Here is a 20,396-nt window from a genome sequence, read left to right as displayed (position 1 = left end):
CCCCGGAGGCCTCAAAGGATCACGTGCGGCAGAAAGCGGGCGTACTCGTCCGTGACCAGTCCGGAGGACTCGCGGATGCCGAGACCGGCCGACTCGTTCTCGACGACCCAGGTGCCGAGGACGACACGGTTGCCGTCGAAGGAAGGGAGTGGAGCCAACTCCTGGTAGCAGCAGGGCTCTTCGCGTGTGCCTGACGGTATTGAGCCCTGCTTTGCCTCGTCGATGACGGGGGCGGTGCCCGGCTCGTGCACGGTCACCCCCGCGCCCTCGCGGCCGAGGAGGGGCTTGGCTACGTAACCCGTCGTGGTCGCCAGCTCCCGTGGGCCGTCGAGATAGGCGGGGAGGAGGTTCGGGTGATCCGGATAGAGCTCCCACAGGATGGCGAGGAGGGCCTTGTTGGAGAGGAGCATCTTCCAGGCGGGCTCGATCCACATCGTCGTGCCCGTGCCGCCGCCGTTGTCGAGGGTGTCCAGGACGTGCTCGCCGAAGCGGTCGGTGGTCAGCCACTCCCACGGGTAGAGCTTGAAGCAGCTGCGGATGAAGCGGAGTTGCTGGTCGACGAAGCGGCCGGAGAGGCGGTCCCAGCCGATCTCCTCCATGGAGATCCAGTCGGTGTCCAGGCCGGCCTGTTCCGCGGTCTCCTTCAGATACGCGACGGTCATCAGGTCCTCGCCGAGTTCGTCGGCGGCCGAGTGCGCGAAGTAGAGAGGGCTGCCCGGCGGGAGGAGGGCGGACTGCTTCTTCCAGGCGTCGACGAGGCGTTCGTGGAGGGAGTTCCACTGGTCGGCGCCGGGGAAGCGGTCCTCCATCCAGAACCACTGAGGGCTGGCGGCCTCGACCAGCGAGGTCGGCGTATCGGCGTTGTACTCCAGGAGTTTCGCGGGGCCGGTGCCGTCGTAGCGGAGGTCGAACCGGCCGTAGAAGGACGGGAGTTCGGCGCGGCGGTGCCAGGCCTCCGCGACGAGTTCGACGAGGTGGGGGTCGGTGATGCCGAGGTCCGCGAAGCGGTCCTGCTCGACGATGTGCGCGGCGGCGGCCAGGCACATGCGATGGAGTTCCTCGACGACCTCCTCCAGCGCCTCGACCTCGGGCAGCGAGAAGACGTAGTAGGCCGACTCGTCCCAGTACGGGCGCAGGGAGTTGTCCGGGTAGCGGGTCAGCGGATAGACGAGGCCCTGCTCCTCGACGGTCTGCTGCCAGCCGGGGCGGGGGTCGATGACGCGGCGTTCCATGGCGGTTGCTGTCTCAGGGTCTCAGCCGCCGGAGCTGCCGCCGTCGCCGCTGCCGAAGCCGCCGCGGTCCACGCCTCCGCTGCTCGAACCGCCGGAGCTGCCCGAGCCGTCGGAGGACTTGGTGAAGGAGCCGCCGTCGACCCAGCCCTTGCTCTCCTCGCCGCCGTAGTACCAGGCGTCGATGTCGGAGGAGATCTTGCGGCTCTTGCGGCTGCTGGAGCCGGTCGTCTTGCAGTTCTTGTCGGAGACGACCTTGTAGCCCTTGTCGAGGGTGTAGCTGTCCCGGTCGACGCAGCGTTTGTCGGGTTCCGACGAGCAGGCCGTGAGTGCCGCCGCCAGCAGCCCCATACCGCCGAGTACCACCGTGCCCGAACGCAGTTGCCGTCGTGAGTCCGCCATGTCCGCTCCCCCGTGACCGTTCACCATCAACTTCTCGCCACCAGCCTATAGATCATGGTCCCGGCTGCCGCAATCGGGGCCCAGGGCCTGTCAAGAGGGTCTGTCCTGAGGGCCTGTCCTGACGGTCTGTCCTGACGGCCTTCCCTGATGGCATGCCTCAGGGGAGCACTCTGCACAGGGCGTCCAGCGCCCCCGACCAGGCGTGGTCCGCGGGTGTCCCGTAGCCCACGACCAGGGCGTCCGACGGCTCGGTGGCGGCGTCCGCGTGGCGGTAGCGGGCCAGGCCGTGCAGCAACAGACCCTGCCACGTCGCCGCCTGGACCACCGACTGCTCGGTGCCGGGCGGGAGTTGGAGTACGGCGTGGAGGCCGGCCGCGATGCCGGTGGCGCGTACCGACGGGGCGCGGGAGGCGAGCGCCGCGACGAGTTGGTCACGACGGCGGCGATAGCGGAGGCGGGACGCGCGGACGTGACGGTCGTAGGCACCCGAGGCGATGAACTCCGCCAGGGTGAGCTGGTCCAGGACCCCGCACGACCAGTCCGTGGTGCCCTTCGCCGCCAGGACCTCCGGGACCAGCGAAGGCGGCAGGACCAGCCAGCCGAGCCGTAGCCCCGGCGCCAGGGACTTGCTCGCGGTGCCCACGTACACGACGCGGTCGGGGTCGAGGCCCTGGAGCGCGCCCACCGGCTGGCGGTCGTAACGGAACTCCCCGTCGTAGTCGTCCTCCAGGATCAGCCCGCCGGTCCGCCGCGCCCAGTCCACGACGGCGGCCCGCCGGTCGGGCTGCAACAGCACGCCCATCGGGAACTGGTGCGAGGGCGTGAGCAGGACCGCCCGTACGCCGGCCAGGGCGTCCGCGCGCGCACCCGTCGCCGCGGGCGCGGGCTGCCCCGCCGCTCCTGCTCCTGCTCCTGCTCCCGCTCCCGCTCCCGCTCCCGCTCCCGCCAAGTCTCCGGTGCACGTGCCGCGTTCGTCGAACGGCAGCGGTACCGTCCGCAACCCCGCCGCCTCCGCCACCTGCCAGTGCAGATCGAGCCCGTACGACTCCACGGCGAGCGAGCGCAGCCCTCGTTGCCGCAGCACGGCACCGAGCAGCCGCAGGCCGTGCACGAAGCCGGAGCAGATGACGATGCGGTCAGGGTCGGTGCGTACGCCGCGGGCGCGGGCGAGGTAGGCGGCGAGTGCGGTGCGGAGTTCGACGCGGCCCCGTGGGTCGCCGTAGCCGAGGGCGTCGTGGGGTGCCGCGGACAGGGCGCGGCGGGCCGACTTGAGCCACTCGGCTCGGGGGAAGGAGGCGAGGTCGGGGTTGCCGGGTTCGAGGTTGTGCTTCGGCCCGCGGGGCGGGCGCGGCGTCCTGGGCGCCGTTGCCGAATCCGGTGCGGCCGCCACGGCCCGCGGTGCGACCCGCGTGCCCGAACCCTGGCGCGCGGTGAGCCAGCCCTCGGCGACGAGATCGGCGTACGCGTCGGCGACGGTGTTGCGCGCGATGCCCAGATCGGCGGCGAGCGACCGCGACGACGGCAGCCGCGTCCCCGGTGCGAGACGTCCGCCCCGCACGGCCTCGCGCAAGGCGTCCGTGAGTCCTCGGCGCGGACGGGCGCCGCTCAGGTCGAGATGCAGATCGACGCCCAGAGTGGCCCAGGTTTTCGCCATGGAAATGGACCATATACCTGGGCTACTCCGGCCGTAGGGTCGAAGTCATGACGACGACGAACAACGCGGCCAAGGACACCTCGTACGTCCCCGAACACACCCCCCGTCTCGCGTGGGCCGAGCTCGCGCCCGACGTCTACAAGGCGATGATCAGGCTCGACACGGCGGCCCGGCGGGGCGTCGACCCCACGCTCCTGGAACTGGTGAAGATCCGCGCGTCGCAGATCAACCACTGCGCCTTCTGCGTCGACATGCACTCCAAGGACGCGCTCGCGGCGGGCGAGAGCGTCGAGCGGATCATCCAGCTCAGCGCGTGGGACGAGTCGCGGCACTTCTACACGGAGAAGGAACTCGCGGCGCTCGCGCTGACCGAGGCGGTCACGGTCCTCACGGACGGCTTCGTGCCGGACGAGGTGTACGACGCGGCCGCCAAGTGCTTCGACGAGGCCGAGCTGGCGCAGCTGATCGCCGCGATCACGGTGATCAACGCGTGGAACCGGTTCGGCGTGACCTGCCGCATGGTCGCGGGGCACTACCAGGCGGGCGCGCGCAAGTGACGGCTCGTACGAAGCTCCTCGACCCCGAGGTCGGCAAGGCCATGTCCGCGCTGAGCGCCGCCGCGAAGAAGGGCCTGGGCGACCCCGGGCTCGCCGAGCTGGTGCAGATCCGCGCCTCGCAGCTCAACCACTGCGCGTTCTGCCTCGACATGCACCTCGAACTGGCCCGCAAGCACGGTGTGGCCGAGAAACAGGTCGAACTTCTGAACGCCTGGGAGGAGGCGGAGGACCTCTACAGCGAGCGCGAGCGGGCCGCGCTCGCGCTGACCGAAGCGGTCACGGTGCTCACGGAAGGCTTCGTGCCGGACGAGGTGTACGAGCGGGCGGCGCGGCACTTCGACGACGCCGAACTCGCCCATCTCATCGGGCTGATCACCGTGATCAACGGATGGAACCGGCTGATGGTCAGCCGGCGCATCCCACCGGGGGGCTCCACATGGTGAGCAAGGTCGAGATCTTCCGCACGCTGCACCAGGACCGTGCACCGGGCGATCCGGTGGTCCTGCCCGGCCCGTGGGACGCCATCAGCGCTCGGGCCTTCGAGGCCGCCGGGTTCCCGGCGCTCGCGACGCCCAGCGCCGGGATCGCCGCCTCTCTCGGGTACGAGGACGGGGCCACGCCCGCCGACGAGATGTTCGCGGCAGTGGCCCGCGTCGTGCGGTCCGTCGACGTGCCGGTGTCGGCGGACGTCGAGGACGGCTACGGGCTCGCGCCCAAGGAGCTGGTGGAGCGGCTCCTCGGGACGGGCGCCGTCGGCTGCAACCTTGAGGACTCCCGGGCGGGGGTCCTCAAGGACCCCCAGGAGCATGCCGACTGGCTCGCGGAGGTGCGGGCCGTCGCGGGCGACGCGTTGTTCGTCAACGCACGCGTCGACACGTTCTCGTGCGGGGACGCCGACCCCGAACGGGCCATCGAGCGGGCCGCCTTGTACGTGGCGGCGGGCGCCGAATGCGTGTATCCGATCGGAGCGCCGCTCGACGTCCTTCCGCTGCTGCGGGCCGGGATCCAGGTCCCGATCAACGTGTACGCGTGGCCCGACGGCGCCTCGCTGGAGGAGCTGGGCGAACTCGCGGCGATGCGGGTGACGTTCGGCCCGCGCATGCAGCGGTGGGCGGCCGAGGAACTGGCCGGCTTCGCCCGAGCGCTGCGCGACGCCTGACAGCCGAAGGTGTCAGGCGCCGCGCGCCGGGCGTCACTTGGGCAGCCACGCCTTCCACGTCGACTCGTGGCTGCCCACCCACTTCTTCGCCGCCTCCTCGGGAGTGAGCTTCTGGTCGGCGATCATCAGGGAGACCTCGTTCTGGTCCTCGAGCGTCCACTTGAAGTTCTTCAGGAAGGCGGCCGCCTTGCCGCCACCGCGGGCGAAGTCCGAGTTGAGGTACTTCTGCAGCGGGGTGTGCGGATACGCGCAGGCGACCTTCTCCGGGTCGGCGTCACAGCCCTCCTTGTACGCGGGCAGTTTCACCTCCGTCATGGGGACCTTCTCGAAGAGCCACTGCGGTTTGTACCAGTACGTGAGGAAAGGCTTCTTCTCCTTCGCGAACTGCCTGATCTGGGTGATCTGCGCCGCCTCCGAACCCGCGAACACCACCTGGTAGTCCAGGTTCAGGTTCGACACCAGCGCCTTGTCGTTGGTCACGTACGAGGGCGAGCCGTCCAGCAGCTGTCCCTTGCCGCCGCTCTCCGCCGTACGGAACTGGTCCGCGTACTTGTTGAGGTTCTTCCAGTTCGTGACGTCGGGGTGCTGCTTGGCGAAGTACGTCGGGACGAACCAGCCGATGTGCCCGGTGACCCCGAGCTCGCCCCCAGGCGCGATCGTCTTCTTGTCCTTGACGTACCGCTCCTCCTGGTCCGGGTGGCCCCAGTCCTCCAGGATCGCGTCGATCCGCCCCTGGCTGAGCGCGTCCCACGCGGGGACCTCGTCGACCTGGACGGTGTCCACGCGATAGCCGAGCTCGTGCTCCAGCAGGTACTGCGCGACGGCCACGTTGGCCTGGGCGCCCACCCACGACTGCACGGACAGGGTGACGGTCTTGGAGCCCGCCACGCCCGCGAAGGGCGAGGCCTGCTTGGTCATGTCGGCGGCCCCGCAGCCGGTCAGCACCAGCAGGGAGGACACACCGGCAATGGCCGAGAGCATCTTCCTACGCATCTCAGGCCCCCTTCCTCGTACGTCGTTCCGTCGGCTGCGTCACCCGGTCGAGCATCAGGCCGAGGCAGACGATCGCCGCGCCCGCGACGAGGCCGGTGGCCAGATCGCCCTGGGCGAGCCCGAACACGACGTCGTAGCCGAGTGCGCCGCCGCCGACCAGACCGCCGATGATGACGACGGCGAGGACCAGGACGACGCCCTGGTTCACGGCGAGGAGCAGCGCCGGGCGGGCCAGTGGCAGCTGTACCTGCCGCAGTTGCTGCCAGTTCGTGGCGCCCAGCGAGCGCGAGGACTCCATCGCCGCCGGGTTCACCTGGCGCAGCCCCTGCGTGGTGATGCGTACGACGGCGGGGAGGGCGTAGACGACGGCGGCGGCGACGGCCGGGGCGCGGCCGACGCCGAAGAGGGCGACGACGGGGATCAGGTACACGAACTGCGGCATCGTCTGGAACACGTCCAGCACCGGGCGCAGCAGCCGTTCGAGGCGCTCGCTGCGCGCGGCGGCGACGCCGATGGCGAAGCCCACGACCAGCGTGACCGCCACGGCCGCCAGTACCTGCGAGAGCGTGTCGAGCGAGGGCTTCCACACACCGAGCACGCCGATCGCGGCCATCGCGAGGACGGCGGTGAGGGCCGTGCGCCAGGTGCCGATGAGCCAGGCGAGCGTGGCGACGATCAGCAGGACCGACCACCAGGGCAGCCCCTGCAGGCCGTCCCGCATCGGGTCCAGGACCCAGGTGGTGAAGTGGCCCGCCCAGTCGGCGGTGCCGCCCACGTAGGGGACGCCGGAGTAGAGGTGGGCGGTCATCCAGTCGACCGCGCGGTTCACCGGCTCGGCGATGTTCACGACCCAGTCCTGGGGCCAGTTGAGCCGGTCAGTAAAACGTCCCGCGAGTGCTACGGCGACGGCGCCGACCGCCACGCAACCCCACCACAGGAGGGCGGACTTGGCAGACGAGGCGGAAGATCCGGAGTCTCCGAGCCGCTCCCCCGCCGCGCCCGTCACCCGGTCCAGGACGATCGCGAGCAGCACGATCGGGATGCTGGCCGCGAGGGCGGCGCCGACGTCGACCGAGGCGAGCGCCTGGTAGACGCGGTCGCCGAGGCCGGCCGCGCCGACGATGGACGCGATGACGGCCATCGACAGGGCCATCATGATCGTCTGGTTGAGGCCGAGGAGGAGTTCCTTGCGGGCGAGCGGGAGGCGGGCGGTCAGCAGTCGCTGCCGAGCGGTGGTGCCCATGGACTCGACGGCCTCCATCACGCCGCCGTCGGCGCCGCGCAGGCCGAGCGCGGTGAGCCGGGCCATCGGCGGGGCCGCGTAGACGACGGTCGCGATCACCGCCGCCGGGACGCCGATGCCGAAGATCAGCACGACCGGCAGGAGGTATGCGAAGGCCGGGAGGACCTGCATGGTGTCGAGTACGGGGCGCAAGCCGCGGTACGTACGGTCGGAGAGCCCCGCCGCGAGGCCGAGCAGCGCGCCGAGTACGACGGACGCGAGGACCGCGACCACCATGAGCGCGAGCGTCTGCATGGCGGGCACCCACATGTTGAGCAGCCCGCTGACCAGGAACGCGACGGCCGTACCGATCGCCAGCCGCACTCCGGCCACCCGCCAGGCGATCAGCGCCGCCCCGGCCGTGACGCCCGCCCAGCCGGCCGCGAGCAGGACGACGTAGACGGCACGGACGGAGAGGACGACGACGTTGGAGACGTGGCCGAAGAAGTAGAGGAAGAGCGGATGGCTGTCACGGTTGTCGATGATCCAGTCGCTCGTCTTGCTGAGCGGGTCGGAGACGTCGACGGTCAGGGCGTGAGGCCATGTACCGCTCGCCCAGCGCGCGTTGACGACGGGTATGAGGACCGCCGCCACGACGGCGAGCAGCAGGAGCTTGGCGAAGGCGCGGTGCCTGACCACGCTTCTGACCAGGCCCGCCGCGCCGGTGGCGGGAACGGCCGTGGTGGTGGCAGCCATCAGGCCACCCCCTCACCGGCGGACCGTGCGTCACGACTCTCCGCATCGGCACCGTCATCGGCATCGGCACCGGGGACGGCGTCGGGGACGGCGTCGGCGGGCTCTCCCGTACCGTCGGCGGGCCGGCCCGTGCCCGCCACCACCCCGAGCAGCGCCTGGGAGTCGACGACGCCGAGGCATCGGCCCTCGTCCACCACCCGTGCCGGGCTTCCGGTGCGCGCCACCGTCTCGATGGCCTCCGAGACGGTCGTGTCCGGCGCCACGGCGGGACCGCGGTCGGCCTCGTCCCCGGACGCGGCCCGCATGGCCTTGCGTACCGTCATGACCTGCTCGCGCGGCACGTCCCGGACGAACTCGCGGACGTAGTCGTCGGCGGGCGAGCCGACGATCTCCTCGGGCGTGCCGAGCTGGACGATGCGACCGTCGCGCATGAGGGCGATGCGGTCGCCCAGGCGCAGGGCTTCGTTCAGGTCGTGGGTGATGAAGATCATCGTGCGGCCCTCCTCGCGGTGGAGCCGGATGACCTCCTCCTGCATATCGCGCCGGATCAGCGGGTCGAGCGCGCTGAACGGCTCGTCGAACAGCAGGACTTCGGGGTCGACGGCCAGCGCCCGCGCGAGACCGACCCGCTGCTGCTGGCCGCCCGACAGCTGTCCGGGCTTGCGCTGCTCCATGCCTTCCAGGCCGACCTTGGCGACGAACTCGGTCGCCTTCTTCCGGCGCTCCGCCTTGCCCACACCCTGGATCTCCAGGCCGTACGCGATGTTGTCGAGCACCGACCGGTGCGGCAGCAGTCCGAAGTGCTGGAAGACCATCGAGGCGCGGTGCCGGCGCAGTTCACGCAGGCGCGCCTTGTCCATCGCGCGTACGTCCTCGCCGTCGATCGAGATGCTCCCCGCGGTCGGCTCGATGAGGCGCGTGAGACAGCGTACGAGCGTGGACTTGCCCGAGCCGGACAGGCCCATGACGACGAAGACCTCGCCCTTGCGGACCTCGAAGCCCACGTCCCGGACGGCGGCCGTGCAGCCGGTGCGGGCCCGCAGCTCGGCGGGGCCGAGGTCGGTGAGCCCCGAGTCGCCGGGTATGCGCTCGGCCTTCGGCCCGAAGACCTTCCACAGGCCGTCGACGGCGAAGACCGGCGAGCCGGCCTTACCGACGCCGCCGGACGAGGAAGAAGAAGAGGAAGCGGAGGAGGAAGAAGAGGAAGCAGTCGATGTAGTCGTCATCACGCGGTACCACCCATCAGGTCAACACATTTCTCACCGACCATGAGCACCCCGATCATCGGGTTCACGGCGGTCATCGTCGGGAAAACGGACGCGTCGGCGATGCGGATGCCGTCGAGTCCTCGGATCTTCAACTCGGGGTCGACGACCGCGAGTCGGTCGTCCGGGGCGCCCATACGGCAGGTACCCGCGGGGTGGTACACGGTGTGCGCCACCTTCCGCGCGTACTCGCTGAGCTCCTCGTCCCCCGTCACGTCGGGGCCGGGGCACACCTCGCGCTTCAACCACCCCGCCAACGGCTCCGACTTGGCGATCTCACGGGCGATGCGGATGCCGTCCACGAGAGTGCGGCCGTCGTAGTCCTCGTCGTCCGTGAAGTAGCGGAAGTCGAGGGCGGGTTTCTCGGCCGGGTCGGCGCTGGTCAGGTACAGCCGTCCGCGGCTGCGGGGTTTGGGGATGTTGGGGGTCATCGAGACACCGTGCGCGGGGCGTTCGTAGCCGAGCCGTTCCGGGTTGTCCGTGAACGGGACTTGGTAGAAGTGGAACATCAGGTCCGGGCCCGCGTGCCGGGGATCACGGCGCACGAAAAGGCCGGCGTCGGAGTCCATCGCCGAGTTCTCGGGGATCGGCCCGTTCGTCTCCCACACGATGACCGATTCGGGGTGGTCGAGCAGGTTCTCGCCGACACCGGGAAGATCGTGCACGACGGGGATACCGAGGCGCTCCAGGTCCTCCCTGGGCCCGACACCGGAGTGGAGGAGCAGCCGGGGCGAGTCCACCGCGCCCGCGCACAGCAGGACTTCGCTCTTCGCGCGTACGAGGATCTCGTCCCCGTCCTTCGTGCGGACGTGCACGCCCTGCGCGCGCGTCCCGTCGAGCTCCAGCTTGTACGCCCAGGTCTCCAGGAAAATGCGGAGGTTGGGCCGCTCGTCCATGACGGGATGCAGATACGCGACCGACGCGCTCGAGCGCTTGTTGTTCTCCGGGTGGTACGCGAGATCGAAGAAGCCGACGCCTTCGTTGAACGGCTTCTTGTTGAAGCCCTCGACGCGTGGCACGCCCAGAGCGGCCTGGGCGGCGTCGACGAAGTCGCGGGCGATCGCGTTCCGGTCCTTCTCGTCCACGGCTACGACGTTGTTGCGCAGCCGGGCGTAGTACGCCTCCATCGGCACCGCGCCCCAGCCCTTGGCGCCCGCCGCCTCCCACTCGTCCCAGTCGGACGGCAGCGGCTTGAACGCGATGAGCGTGTTGTGCGAGGAGCAGCCGCCGAGGACACGGGCGCGGCTGTGCCGGATGTGCGAGTTGCCGCGCGGCTGCTCGGTCGTCGGATAGTCGTAGTCCAAGTCCCCGCCGAGCAGGCCCATCCAGCGGCGCAGGGTCAGGACGTCCTCGCGGTCGACGTCGCTGGGGCCGCCCTCGATGACGGCGACGGTGACGTCGGGGTTCTCGGTCAGGCGGGATGCGATGACAGAGCCTGCGGTACCGCCGCCGATGACGACGTAATCGTACGTGTGCTCTTGGTCAGGCATGGGGAGCTGCTCCTCTGGGTCGTGCAAGGTGCTGCGCTTGGGGAGGGGGGACGGGGGGACGTGGTCTCGCGCAGGGCTCAGCCGGATCGGTCCGGCCGGACCAGGCAGCGCCGGCCGGACCGGGTGGCCGGCCGGATCCGGTGGTCAGCCGGCGAACCACCGCACCGGCTGGGGCGCGAGGTTCTGGTACACGTGCTTGGTCTCGCGGTACTCGGCAAGACCCGCGGGTCCGAGCTCCCGCCCGACGCCGCTCTTGCCGAAGCCGCCCCACTCCGCCTGCGGGAGATAGGGGTGGAAGTCGTTGATCCACACGGTGCCGTGCCGCAGTCGTCCGGCCACGCGCCGGGCGCGGCCCGCGTCGGCGGTCCAGACGGCGCCCGCGAGCCCGTACTCGGTGTCGTTGGCGAGCTCGACGGCCTCGTCCTCGGTACGGAAGGTCTCGACGGTCAGGACGGGCCCGAAGACCTCCTCGCGTACGACCTTCATCCCGCGGTGGCACCGGTCGAGGACGGTCGGCTCGTAGAAGTAGCCGGTGGCGGGCCGTACATCGGACGGCTCGGGCCGCTTCCCGCCGGCCCGCAGCATGGCGCCCTCCGCCAGGGCGGAGGCCACGTATGCCTCGGTCTTCTCCCGCTGCTGCTCGGAGACGAGCGGCCCGCACTCGACACCGTCCTCGGTGCCACGGCCGAGCTTGATCCTCTCTGCCCGGCGGGCGATTTCGGCGACGAAGCGTTCGCGTACGGACTCCTCGACGATGAGGCGTCCGCCGGCGGAGCACACCTGGCCGCTGTGGATGAAGGCGGCGTTGAGGGCCTGGTCGACGGCGGTGTCGAAGCCTTCCTCCGTGGCGCAGGCGTCGGCGAAGACGACGTTGGGGTTCTTGCCGCCGAGTTCGAGGGCGACCTTCTTCACGGTGACGGCGGCGGCCTGCGCGACCTTGACCCCGCTGATGAGGCCGCCGGTGAAGGACACGAGGTCGACCCCCGGGTGCTCGGCGAACCGGGCGCCGACCGAATGCCCGGGCCCGGTCACGATGTTGGCGACACCGTCGGGCAGCCCGGCCTCGACGAGCAGCTCCACGAGGGCGATCGTGGTCAGCGGAGTGATCTCACTCGGCTTGATGACGAACGTGTTGCCCGCGGCGAGCGCGGGCGCGACCTTCCAACTCGCCTGGAGCAGCGGATAGTTCCACGGCGTGATCATGGCGCACACGCCGACGGGTTCGTGCACGACGACGCTGTGAATGTCATCGGACCCGGCATCGACGACCCGTCCCCCGCCCTCTCCGACGACGAGGTCGGCGAAGTACCGGAAGGCGTCGGCGACACAGTCGATGTCCACGCGCCCCTCTTCGACCGTTTTGCCCGCGTCGCGGCTCTCGAGGAGTCCGAGCCGCTCCCGGTCGCGTACGAGGAGGTCGGCGACGCGGCGCAGGAGGGCGGCGCGCTCGGCGACGGGGGTGCGGGGCCAGGGTCCTTCGTCGAAGGCCCGGCGGGCCGCGGCGACGGCCGCGTCCGCGTCCTGCCCGTCACCCTCCGCGACCACGGCGAGCGGCTTGGCATCCGCCGGGTCGAGGATCTCCCGTGTGGCCCCGGCAACGGCTTCGAGCCACTCCCCGCCCACGTGAATGGTCTGCTGCGCCTGTCGTTCCGCTGGTCCCGCCATGATCGGTGTTGCCTTCCGTTCCTGATCCGTGCCCCCGTGTCACACCCCGTGGCACTCCTGGGGCGGAGTGCCCCTGCCCCCTAACCGTCGGTACATGCACAATCCGTGGCTGAAAGTGCGCTGAGTCACTGCAAGTGAGCCGCTCAGCCCGCGCCGACCGCCGAAGGGCTGCCCGGGGCATCGACAGCCTCCCCGGCCCTTGACTAAGGTCAAAGAAATATGGAGCCAGTGTCAGCGGAGCATGTGACGACCCTGCGTCGTTTCAATCGCTACTTCACCCGGCGCATCGGCGCGCTCGACGACCACTATCTGGGCCAGGACCGGCCGCTCGGTGAGGCGCGGTTGCTGTTCGAGATCGGGGACGGGGTCTCACTGCGGGAGCTGCGCGTCCGGCTCGGGCTGGATGCGGGATACCTGAGCCGGATGGCCCGTGCGCTGGAGGCCCAGGGGCTCGTACGCATCACCGTGCATCCGAAGGACACCCGGCAGCGGGTCGCGGAACTCACTCCGGCCGGGCAGGTCGAGGTGAAGGAGCAGAACCGACGCGCCAACCACCTCGCCGAGGGCCTGCTCAGGGGGCTTACGCCGCCCCAGCGGGGACAGTTGACCGAGGCCCTCGGCTCCGCCCAGCGGCTGCTGCGGCTCGCCGCGATCAGCGTCGACGTCGTCGACGGGGCCGCACCCGACGCCCGCGCCTGCCTCGACGCCTACGCCGCCGACATCGACGAACGGTTCCCCGAAGGCTTCGACCCGGCGTCCCTCGTACGACCGCATGAGGTGTCGGGGGACACCGGCGCCTTTCTCGTCGCGTACGAGGAAGCGCGTCCCGTGGGGTGCGGGGCGCTGCGCCGGCTCGAAGCCGGCGTCGGCGAGATCCGGCACGTGTGGGTGCACCCGGACGCCCGTCGCCTCGGCCTCGCCAGGCGTCTGCTCGACGAGCTGGAACGGCAGGCCACGGAGCGCGGCTACGAGATCGTGCGCCTCGACACGCACGCCTCCCTCACCGAGGCGCAGGCCATGTACCGGGCATGCGGATACGCCGAGATCCCTCGGTACGACGCCAACGTGTACGCCGCGTACTGGTTCGAGAAGCGGCTCGCGCGCTGAGGACCAGTACTACCGCCGCGACGGCGCCGCCGCGTGCTTGGCCAGTTGCACCGCCGACTTCAGGCTCAGCCCCGGCGCCGCCTCACGCAGCACCTTGATCGCCTGTACCGAGTCGGGAGCTCCCTCGTACCCCGCCGCGGCGAGGCGTTCGTGGACCCAGCGGGCGAACAGGTCGGCGTCCTCTGCCGCCGCGGCCTGCTCGACGAGGGCGGCGGCACGCTCCAGGCCCGGCCGCTCCTCGGGCGAGGCCTCGTCGAGCGCCCAGCGCACCCGGGCGGCGATGACATCGGCGTCCCGGAGGACGAGGACGTTCAGGTCTGGTTGCTGGGATCGTCCGAACATGGGCCCATGATCGACGTGCATGCTCCTGCCGATCAAGGGAGTTGAGCTGCTTCTGAGCCGGACTCGGTCTGCGGCTCAGTCGGCGGCCGGTTCCGGGCACTCGTTGTACGTGGGGACAGCGCGCGAGCCCGCACGGCCGGGTGGCCGTACGGGCTCGCGGAGTACGGGCTCGCTCAATTGCGGTTGCTCAATACGGGGCAGCGGTCGGCTCAGATGAGGCCGAGCCCGCGCACCGCCTCGCGCTCCTCCTCGAGCTCCTTGACGGAGGCGTCGATGCGGGAGCGGGAGAAGTCGTTGATCTCCAGGCCCTGGACGATCTCGTACTTGCCGTCCTTGGTGGTGACGGGGAAGGAGGAGATGAGGCCCTCGGGGACGCCGTACGAGCCGTCGGACGGGATGCCCATGGAGGCCCAGTCGCCGTCCGCCGTGCCGTTGACCCACGTGTGGACGTGGTCGATGGCGGCGTTCGCGGCGGACGCCGCGGAGGAGGCGCCGCGGGCCTCGATGATCGCCGCGCCGCGCTTGGCGACCGTCGGGATGAACTCCTCGGCCAGCCACTTCTCGTCGTTGACCGTCTCGGCGGCGTTCTTGCCGGCGACCGTGGCGTGGAAGATGTCGGGGTACTGGGTGGCCGAGTGGTTGCCCCAGATCGTCAGGCGCTTGATGTCGGCGACCGTCGAACCCGTCTTCTTCGCGAGCTGCGTCAGCGCGCGGTTGTGGTCCAGCCGGGTCATCGCGGTGAAGCGCTCGGCCGGTACGTCCGGGGCGGCGGCCTGCGCGATGAGCGCGTTGGTGTTCGCCGGGTTGCCGACGACCAGGACCTTGATGTCGTCCGCCGCGTGGTCGTTGATGGCCTTGCCCTGCGGCTTGAAGATGCCGCCGTTGGCCTCCAGCAGGTCGCCGCGCTCCATGCCCTTCGTACGCGGGCGGGCGCCGACCAGGAGGGCTACGTTCGTGCCGTCGAAGGCGACGTTCGGGTCGTCCGAGATCTCGATGCCCTGGAGGAGGGGGAAGGCGCAGTCGTCGAGTTCCATCGCCGTACCCTCGGCAGCCTTCAGCGCCGGGGTGATCTCCAGGAGGCGCAGCTTGACCGGCACGTCCGCGCCGAGCAACTGGCCGGAGGCGATGCGGAAGAGCAGGGCGTAACCGATCTGGCCGGCCGCGCCGGTGACGGTGACGTTCACGGGAGTGCGGGTCATGGCGTTCTCCGTATGACAGCTGGCGGTTGGGGCGTCCCTGCCCCGGGGTGCGGGATCCCCTGCGCCGGCTGGTGACCGGCGCTCGTTCGCCGCGCTGATCGATCACGGGTACGGATGATCGATCTCTTGGCGTCAAGAGAGATCCAGCGGTCAGGCTATCGCGCATCCGGCGGGCCGGACGGCCGGGCCGGTGTGGCCCGCCCCACAGGCCCCACCAAGAGGCGGCCGCCGGTCCGGGAGAGAGGGACGACAGCGGCCGCCGGGTGGGGGTGCCGGGGGCCGGGAGGGGCTGGGACTCCTCCCGGACGGCGCCGGACTCCCGTGGGGGTACGGTGCACCTGCCCCGGAGTGGGACAGCCATTCCTCCCTCACCGGAATTGGTTCCGCCCGCACGGCGCCGGGCCCGGAAGCCCGTTCCCATCTGCTCCCACGAGCCCCGCCAAAGACCGGATCCCCCCGTGAGCGGCCGTTCCGCCACATCTGCCGCGCGCGGGCCTTCCACCGGCTTCTACCGCGCGCGGTCCCTCCGCCGGATCCCCCTGCGCGACCCTCCCCCGTATCCGCCGCGTGCGACTGTTCCGCCGTGTCTCCCGCGCGCGACCGTTCCCGCGCATCCCCCGCGCGCGGCCCCGCCGCGAGATCCACCGCGTGCCGTCCTTCCGGCGGATCCATCAGGCGCGGCGCCGACGTCGGATCTCCCCCGCACGGTGCCTACGCCGGTTCCCCCGTGCGCGAGCGTTCCGCCGCATCTCCCGCGTGCGGCCGCTCCGCCGGATCCACGGCGTGCCGTCCTTCCGGCGGATCCACCGGGCGCGGCCCTTCCCCCGCCCGCGCGCCGTGTGCGCGACCGTTCCGGCGCATCTGCCGCGCGCGGGCCTTCCGCCGGATTCGCCGCGCGCGGTCCCTCACGCGGGTTCACCGCGCGCCGTTCTTCCGCTCTTCCGCCGGATTTACCGCGTGCAGCCCTTCTGGCCCGACTTCAGCGTTACGCATGCCTTTGCGTCGCCGGCGTCCTTCACGGCCACCATCGGGGTGTACGCGTCGGTGTCGGTATCGACCTTGCCGGTCTGCGCGGCCGCGCCGCTCGCCGTGATCTCGACCTCGTCTCCGACCGCGGCCTGCGTGATGCGGCCCCAGGCGGCCGAACAGGTCTTGCTGTAGCGGACCTCGACGACGGCCGTGCCGACGGTGACGCTGTTGGTGGTCTTCGCCAACTCGCCGCCGCAGCCCATGTTCTCCGGGTCCTCGCCCGTGCAGTCCTTGCCGCTGCACTGGACGCCGGCCGGCAGGTCCTTGCTGACGGACGGGGTCGGGCTCGGCTTCGCTTCGTCGCCGCCGTCCCCGCCGGAGTCGGTCAGGAACATGGCGGCCGCGACCACCACGAGCACGCCGACGACGCCCGCGAGGAACATCGTGAGCCGCCGCTTCCGCCGCTGCGCGTCGGGTGAACCGGACGAACGGCGGGGGCGCGCGTCCTCGGGCGGCCCACCGGCCGGACCGGAAGGCCCTGAGGGACCGGACGGCGCGGAGTACCCCGAGGATCCAGGAGAACCGGGAGAACCGGGAAGCCCGGAGACACCCGGCTGAGCGGAGAGCCCCGCCGAACCCCCGGCGCCTCCGGACCACCCCGGAGGCCTGGGAACCCCCCAACCACCGCCACGCGCAGCCTGGTCGGACGCCGAAGAGCCCCCCGGCGAAGCAACGTCGGACGAACCGGAGGACCCGGACGAGCCCCCGCCCCGCGGCGAACCGTGAGAGCCGCCCCGATGCGCCCCGCCCCGCCCGCCGGACGGCAGCCGTTCCTCACCCGGCGGCGGGCTCTGTGCCGGCACCGACGGTGCCACTCCGGCCGACCCGGCCGCCCCGGGCCTGGGCGCGGCCGTCGCGCCACCCCCCTTGCGCGCCTGCTTCCCGTCCCGGCCGCCCCCCTTGGCCGGTGTGGGCCCGAACTCCCCCAGCGCGGCGCGCGCCTGGGAGATCCGTATCGCCTCCATGGTCATGTCGTGACGCATCTCCGAGCGGCTCCACGCCCGCTCGGCCAGCTCCCACATCGTGGTCAGATGGACCGGGTTGGTACCCGTCACTTCGGCCAGCGCCACGATCGCGCCCTTGGGCGCGAGCAGCCGGCCGTTCAGATACCGCTCCCACGACGTCTTGCTGTAACCGGTACGGTCGGCCACGGCAGCGATGCTCAGCCCACTGCGGTCGACAAGTCGGCGCAGCTGGCTGGCGAACTCTCTGACCTGCGGATCGAGTTCGTCCGGCAAGGCCCTCCAACGAGGCATTGCTCCCCCTCTTCCCCCGTACGTGCTTGATTTTCCCAGCGCGTGGCGCCCCTCCGCCAAGTCCCCGTTCTGGCTACCCAGGGGGATGCGCCCATCAAGGATCTCAGTTCCCCGGCCGGGGGCGCACAGGAGCATTCAGGCCGTGGGCATGCACCGTTGCACGCCCGCTGGTCTGCGGTCCAGTGTTCCACCGATATCCCGTGCGGCTGTTCGGAGCCCCCCTGGTCCGCGCACGGGACGTCCCGGACCGTCCCGATTGCCCACGTTATCCCTGATGTCGAACGCGATCGGACCACATCCTCGAACTTGTCGATACATCGACACAAGGGGAACACATGCGCGGTCTCGTAGGTCACTCGTGCCATCTGTGTCACCAAACGACTCGGGCAGGAGACGTCACGTCAGGGTGACGGCACCCGCCAACGCTGTCAGGAGGAGGGCGAAAACGATGAGCACGGCGTAGAGCAACAGGCGGTGGGAGGGGGCCGGGGCAGAGGCCCGGGGAGGGTCCGGCTCGTCGGCCAGCAGGTCCCACCACGGGACCGTCGGCGCCTCCTCGTAGTCGTCGTCGCCCCCTGCCCCACCGCCGGTCCCGCGCTCGGCGGCACTCCCCGCGGCGCCCCTCCCCCCGACGGACCCGTTCGCGGAAGCCCCGGCGACCCCGGCGGCCCCGGCGACCCCGGCGGCGGGCACGCTCGCCGTCGGTTCCGTCGGGCGCGGCCACGCCCGTACGGCCAGTTCCCAGCGCACAACGAAGCGTTCGGCGTCCTCGCCGACGACCCGGCACAGGGCGACGACCGCCTGCCGGGGCGGTGGCTGCGTCGCGTTGAGGTAGCGCTGCCAGGAGGACTTGCTGTACGCGGTCCGCGCGCCCAGGGCGACCAGACTGAGCCCGGTGCGGTCCTTGAGCAGCCGCAGCTGTTCCACGAAGTGCTCCACCTCCGGCGGAAGATCCGCCGGCAGCGGCTGCCAGGCGCCCATCGTTCTCCTCCTCGGCTTCCTCCGCTCTGCCCCCAGGGACGGCGTCGGCCGCGGTTCGGTTCCCCCTCCGGAGATCGTTGAGGGACTCGTCGCACGATGGCCGCGACGTACCGGAACTGTCACTTCCGTGCCACAGGGAACTGACAGGTGTTGAACCGCCGTTGGCGCGTCCATGACTCTTGATCCCAAGCGGCGTCCGTCCGTACTCGGGGGAGTGGACGGGCGCCGCTCCTGAAAAGGGGCTTCCCCGGATCACGCTCCGAAGCAGACCCGGTCGCCCTTGACAGGCACCAGGCAGACGCGCGCCCCGCCCGGACCGTCCGACGCGCCCGGGCCGTCCGGACCGTCCGCTGCCATCATCGGCGTGGCGAGATATCCCAGGGTGTCGGTCCGGTCGGAGGCCTGTACGGCCTTGGGGCGGGTCCCGGGCCGGGTCAGTTCGATCCGGTCGCCGATCCTCAGCCGCGACCCTCGTGCCCACACGGCGCGGCACACCTTGCCGTAGCGCAACTCCACGCGCCGCCCTCCGGGGAGGGTGCGTTCGGCGGCCGAGGTCACCATGGACTGTCCGCCGCAGCCCATGGCGACGGGGTCCTCACCGTCGCATTCGGGGCCCGTGCAGCCGGGTGCGTACGTCGGCGGGGGCGACGCGGAGTCCGCGGATTCGTCCGGCAGGAGGAGAACCGCGGCGCACACGGCGGCGGCGAGGCCCACGGACGCGAACGCGCCCACTGCGAACAGGACCCGACGCGCACGACCGCCGTCGTGCCCCACGTCCACCGACTCGGGCGCGTGCCGTGCGCGCCCGCTCCACTCCGCGTCGGCCAACTCCCACAGTGCGAGCAGCCGTTCGGGCCGCTCGCCCGCGATCTGACACAACGCCACGACGGCGTCGTACGGCACGGGCTTCTCGCCGTTGAGATAGCGGGCCCAGGAGGACTTGCTGTAGGGAGTGCGTTCGGCGAGCCGGGTGAGGCTCAGGCCGGCCGATTCCCGTAACTGCCGCAGCCCCGCGATGAGCTGGCGTACTTCCGGGGTCACTTGCGCAGCTCCCGCCAGGTGTCGGGGCCGACGATGCCGTCCACGCCGATCTCCCGCTTCTTCTGGAACGCGGTGGCCGCGCGTTTGGTCCGCTCGCCGTAGACGCCGTCGGTGCCACCCGGGTCGAAGCCGTGCCGGCGCAGCAGGCACTGCGCCTCGACGACGTCCCAGCCGGTGCTGTTCAGGTCGAGCAGCACCTCCCGGGAGACGCTGTGCCCGGCGTACAGTCCGCCGTCCTTGCGGGAGATGTCGCAGTCGTACGCCTGCCCGCGCCGGTATGCGTCGGCGGTGGGCGCGGGCTGCTGCCCGCCCGAGCCGTCGCCCTGCCAGGACAGACCGGTGATCATGCCCGCACCGAACGCGACGAGCAGGGACGCGGCCGCGCCGAGTACGAGGCGGGCGCGTGGGCGCGGGCGTGGGCGGTGAGCACTCGGCCGGTCGGTCGGGCGGGCGGTCGCGCGAGCGGTCGGCCGGGCGTCCGGCATGATGCTCGGTCCGGCGGTCAATCCGGTGGTCCCGGGCCCGACGGCCGAGCGGGTGGCCGGCGTGACGGTGGGCCCGGCACCAGCACCGGCACCAGCACCGGCAGCCGCTCCGCGGGCTCCCTCCGCCACCTCGTGCAGCACCAGCAGCCGCGTCGGCTCCGTGCCGCACACCCGCGCGAGTTCCGTCACGGCCCCGCGGGGAACGGGGTTCTTCCCGTTGAGCCAGCGCTCCCATGACGAGGAGCTGTACGTGGTCTTCGCCGCGAGAGCGGCCAGACTCAGTCCGCTGCGGTCCTTCAACCGCCGCAGCTGGACGACGAGTTGCCGTTCCCGCTGGTCAAGCGAGTCGGACAGTTCCTTCCAGCGCGCCATGTCGTCACCCCCGTGATCCCTTGGCGCGTACCTGTATGAAGTTCGGTCAGTCCGGAGGACGTCCGGACAGGGGCAATGCGGTTGCGTACCGAGCGTCCACGTTACCCAACTGGGACGGCGTCCCCCGTCCCACGGCGTTGTCATGGGACGGGACTTCCCAGCACGTCAGAGTGCGGGGCGTGCCACCCACTC

At 71.2% G+C, this 20,396-nt stretch carries 18 protein-coding genes; 4 read left to right on the top strand and 14 right to left on the bottom strand.

What is annotated here, in order from left to right; translation table 11 throughout:
* Positions 1–11: 11 nt before the first annotated feature.
* From FE633_RS19570 to FE633_RS19560, 3 genes are all read right to left on the bottom strand, one after another.
* Positions 12–1,232: a glutathionylspermidine synthase family protein gene (locus FE633_RS19570; protein ID WP_138046470.1), complete on the bottom strand. Its 1,221-nt coding sequence runs from the start codon at positions 1,230–1,232 to the stop codon at positions 12–14.
* Positions 1,233–1,253: 21 nt separating this feature from the next.
* Positions 1,254–1,631: a hypothetical protein gene (locus FE633_RS19565; RefSeq protein WP_138046469.1), complete on the bottom strand. Its 378-nt coding sequence runs from the start codon at positions 1,629–1,631 to the stop codon at positions 1,254–1,256.
* Between the two features lie 157 nt (positions 1,632–1,788).
* Positions 1,789–3,285, bottom strand: a complete 1,497-nt coding sequence (locus tag FE633_RS19560; protein ID WP_138046468.1) for an aminotransferase-like domain-containing protein — start codon at positions 3,283–3,285, stop codon at positions 1,789–1,791.
* 47 nt (positions 3,286–3,332) lie between these two features.
* Here FE633_RS19560 and FE633_RS19555 point away from each other — a divergent pair, with 47 nt between their 5' ends.
* From FE633_RS19555 to FE633_RS19545, 3 genes are read left to right on the top strand one after another with little or no spacing between them, the layout of a single operon-like run.
* Positions 3,333–3,842, top strand: coding sequence for a carboxymuconolactone decarboxylase family protein (locus FE633_RS19555; RefSeq protein WP_138046467.1), 510 nt, complete (start codon positions 3,333–3,335; stop codon positions 3,840–3,842).
* The gene (locus FE633_RS19550; protein WP_138046466.1) at positions 3,839–4,285 is read left to right on the top strand and encodes a carboxymuconolactone decarboxylase family protein; all 447 of its coding nucleotides are present in this window, start codon (positions 3,839–3,841) and stop codon (positions 4,283–4,285) included. The genes FE633_RS19555 and FE633_RS19550 overlap by 4 nt, the downstream gene beginning before the upstream one ends.
* Positions 4,279–5,001: an isocitrate lyase/PEP mutase family protein gene (locus FE633_RS19545; RefSeq protein ID WP_171060031.1), complete on the top strand. Its 723-nt coding sequence runs from the start codon at positions 4,279–4,281 to the stop codon at positions 4,999–5,001. The genes FE633_RS19550 and FE633_RS19545 overlap by 7 nt, the downstream gene beginning before the upstream one ends.
* 33 nt (positions 5,002–5,034) lie before the next feature.
* Here the strand turns inward: FE633_RS19545 and FE633_RS19540 are convergent, their stop codons facing one another.
* The 5 genes from FE633_RS19540 to FE633_RS19520 all read right to left on the bottom strand — a co-directional run bounded on the left by FE633_RS19540 (position 5,035) and on the right by FE633_RS19520 (position 12,392).
* A complete protein-coding gene (locus FE633_RS19540; protein ID WP_138046465.1) occupies positions 5,035–5,994 on the bottom strand; it encodes an ABC transporter substrate-binding protein in 960 nt (319 codons plus the stop codon).
* Position 5,995: 1 nt separating this feature from the next.
* A complete protein-coding gene (locus FE633_RS19535; RefSeq protein ID WP_138046464.1) occupies positions 5,996–7,972 on the bottom strand; it encodes an ABC transporter permease in 1,977 nt (658 codons plus the stop codon).
* The gene (locus FE633_RS19530; protein WP_138046463.1) at positions 7,972–9,198 is read right to left on the bottom strand and encodes a quaternary amine ABC transporter ATP-binding protein; all 1,227 of its coding nucleotides are present in this window, start codon (positions 9,196–9,198) and stop codon (positions 7,972–7,974) included. The genes FE633_RS19535 and FE633_RS19530 overlap by 1 nt, the downstream gene beginning before the upstream one ends.
* On the bottom strand, positions 9,198–10,727 hold the full coding sequence (locus tag FE633_RS19525) for a GMC family oxidoreductase (protein WP_138046462.1): 1,530 nt from the start codon (positions 10,725–10,727) through the stop codon (positions 9,198–9,200). The genes FE633_RS19530 and FE633_RS19525 overlap by 1 nt, the downstream gene beginning before the upstream one ends.
* A 144-nt stretch (positions 10,728–10,871) precedes the next feature.
* The gene (locus FE633_RS19520) at positions 10,872–12,392 is read right to left on the bottom strand and encodes an aldehyde dehydrogenase family protein (RefSeq protein WP_138046461.1); all 1,521 of its coding nucleotides are present in this window, start codon (positions 12,390–12,392) and stop codon (positions 10,872–10,874) included.
* A 219-nt stretch (positions 12,393–12,611) separates the two neighbouring features.
* Here FE633_RS19520 and FE633_RS19515 point away from each other — a divergent pair, with 219 nt between their 5' ends.
* On the top strand, positions 12,612–13,499 hold the full coding sequence (locus FE633_RS19515; RefSeq protein WP_138046460.1) for a bifunctional helix-turn-helix transcriptional regulator/GNAT family N-acetyltransferase: 888 nt from the start codon (positions 12,612–12,614) through the stop codon (positions 13,497–13,499).
* 9 nt (positions 13,500–13,508) lie between these two features.
* Here the strand turns inward: FE633_RS19515 and FE633_RS19510 are convergent, their stop codons facing one another.
* From FE633_RS19510 to FE633_RS19485, 6 genes are all read right to left on the bottom strand, one after another.
* Complete coding sequence (locus FE633_RS19510; RefSeq protein ID WP_138046459.1) at positions 13,509–13,841, bottom strand: hypothetical protein; 333 nt, start codon at positions 13,839–13,841, stop codon at positions 13,509–13,511.
* Between the two features lie 209 nt (positions 13,842–14,050).
* Positions 14,051–15,040 carry a malate dehydrogenase gene (locus tag FE633_RS19505; protein ID WP_138046458.1) on the bottom strand — a complete coding sequence of 330 codons (990 nt, stop codon included), beginning with the start codon at positions 15,038–15,040 and terminating at the stop codon, positions 14,051–14,053.
* Between the two features lie 950 nt (positions 15,041–15,990).
* The gene (locus FE633_RS19500; RefSeq protein ID WP_138046457.1) at positions 15,991–17,325 is read right to left on the bottom strand and encodes a helix-turn-helix domain-containing protein; all 1,335 of its coding nucleotides are present in this window, start codon (positions 17,323–17,325) and stop codon (positions 15,991–15,993) included.
* Between the two features lie 396 nt (positions 17,326–17,721).
* Complete coding sequence (locus FE633_RS19495) at positions 17,722–18,306, bottom strand: helix-turn-helix domain-containing protein (RefSeq protein ID WP_138046456.1); 585 nt, start codon at positions 18,304–18,306, stop codon at positions 17,722–17,724.
* 252 nt (positions 18,307–18,558) lie between these two features.
* A complete protein-coding gene (locus tag FE633_RS19490) occupies positions 18,559–19,347 on the bottom strand; it encodes a helix-turn-helix domain-containing protein (protein WP_171060030.1) in 789 nt (262 codons plus the stop codon).
* Positions 19,344–20,204, bottom strand: coding sequence for a helix-turn-helix domain-containing protein (locus FE633_RS19485; protein ID WP_138046454.1), 861 nt, complete (start codon positions 20,202–20,204; stop codon positions 19,344–19,346). Before FE633_RS19485 ends, FE633_RS19490 begins: the two co-directional genes overlap by 4 nt.
* Between the last annotated feature and the right edge of the window lie 192 nt (positions 20,205–20,396).

Source organism: Streptomyces montanus (genome assembly GCF_005786655.1).
GTDB lineage: Bacteria > Actinomycetota > Actinomycetes > Streptomycetales > Streptomycetaceae > Streptomyces > Streptomyces sporangiiformans.
The sequence above is the reverse complement of the archived record's forward strand: the minus strand, read 5'-3'. Positions and strand labels throughout refer to the sequence as shown.

Bases quoted from the DNA above. Each gene is read 5' to 3' on its own strand.
- FE633_RS19570 (WP_138046470.1), bottom strand. From the start codon at position 1,232: ATGGAACGCCGCGTCATCGACCCCCGCCCCGGCTGGCAGCAGACCGTC.
- FE633_RS19545 (WP_171060031.1), top strand. From the start codon at position 4,279: ATGGTGAGCAAGGTCGAGATCTTCCGCACGCTGCACCAGGACCGTGCA.
- FE633_RS19560 (WP_138046468.1), bottom strand. From the start codon at position 3,285: ATGGCGAAAACCTGGGCCACTCTGGGCGTCGATCTGCATCTCGACCTG.
- FE633_RS19505 (WP_138046458.1), bottom strand. From the start codon at position 15,040: ATGACCCGCACTCCCGTGAACGTCACCGTCACCGGCGCGGCCGGCCAG.
- FE633_RS19555 (WP_138046467.1), top strand. From the start codon at position 3,333: ATGACGACGACGAACAACGCGGCCAAGGACACCTCGTACGTCCCCGAA.
- FE633_RS19540 (WP_138046465.1), bottom strand. From the start codon at position 5,994: ATGCGTAGGAAGATGCTCTCGGCCATTGCCGGTGTGTCCTCCCTGCTG.
- FE633_RS19495 (WP_138046456.1), bottom strand. From the start codon at position 18,306: ATGGGCGCCTGGCAGCCGCTGCCGGCGGATCTTCCGCCGGAGGTGGAG.
- FE633_RS19525 (WP_138046462.1), bottom strand. From the start codon at position 10,727: ATGCCTGACCAAGAGCACACGTACGATTACGTCGTCATCGGCGGCGGT.
- FE633_RS19565 (WP_138046469.1), bottom strand. From the start codon at position 1,631: ATGGCGGACTCACGACGGCAACTGCGTTCGGGCACGGTGGTACTCGGC.
- FE633_RS19530 (WP_138046463.1), bottom strand. From the start codon at position 9,198: ATGACGACTACATCGACTGCTTCCTCTTCTTCCTCCTCCGCTTCCTCT.
- FE633_RS19520 (WP_138046461.1), bottom strand. From the start codon at position 12,392: ATGGCGGGACCAGCGGAACGACAGGCGCAGCAGACCATTCACGTGGGC.
- FE633_RS19510 (WP_138046459.1), bottom strand. From the start codon at position 13,841: ATGTTCGGACGATCCCAGCAACCAGACCTGAACGTCCTCGTCCTCCGG.
- FE633_RS19500 (WP_138046457.1), bottom strand. From the start codon at position 17,325: ATGCCTCGTTGGAGGGCCTTGCCGGACGAACTCGATCCGCAGGTCAGA.
- FE633_RS19535 (WP_138046464.1), bottom strand. From the start codon at position 7,972: ATGGCTGCCACCACCACGGCCGTTCCCGCCACCGGCGCGGCGGGCCTG.
- FE633_RS19485 (WP_138046454.1), bottom strand. From the start codon at position 20,204: ATGGCGCGCTGGAAGGAACTGTCCGACTCGCTTGACCAGCGGGAACGG.
- FE633_RS19515 (WP_138046460.1), top strand. From the start codon at position 12,612: ATGGAGCCAGTGTCAGCGGAGCATGTGACGACCCTGCGTCGTTTCAAT.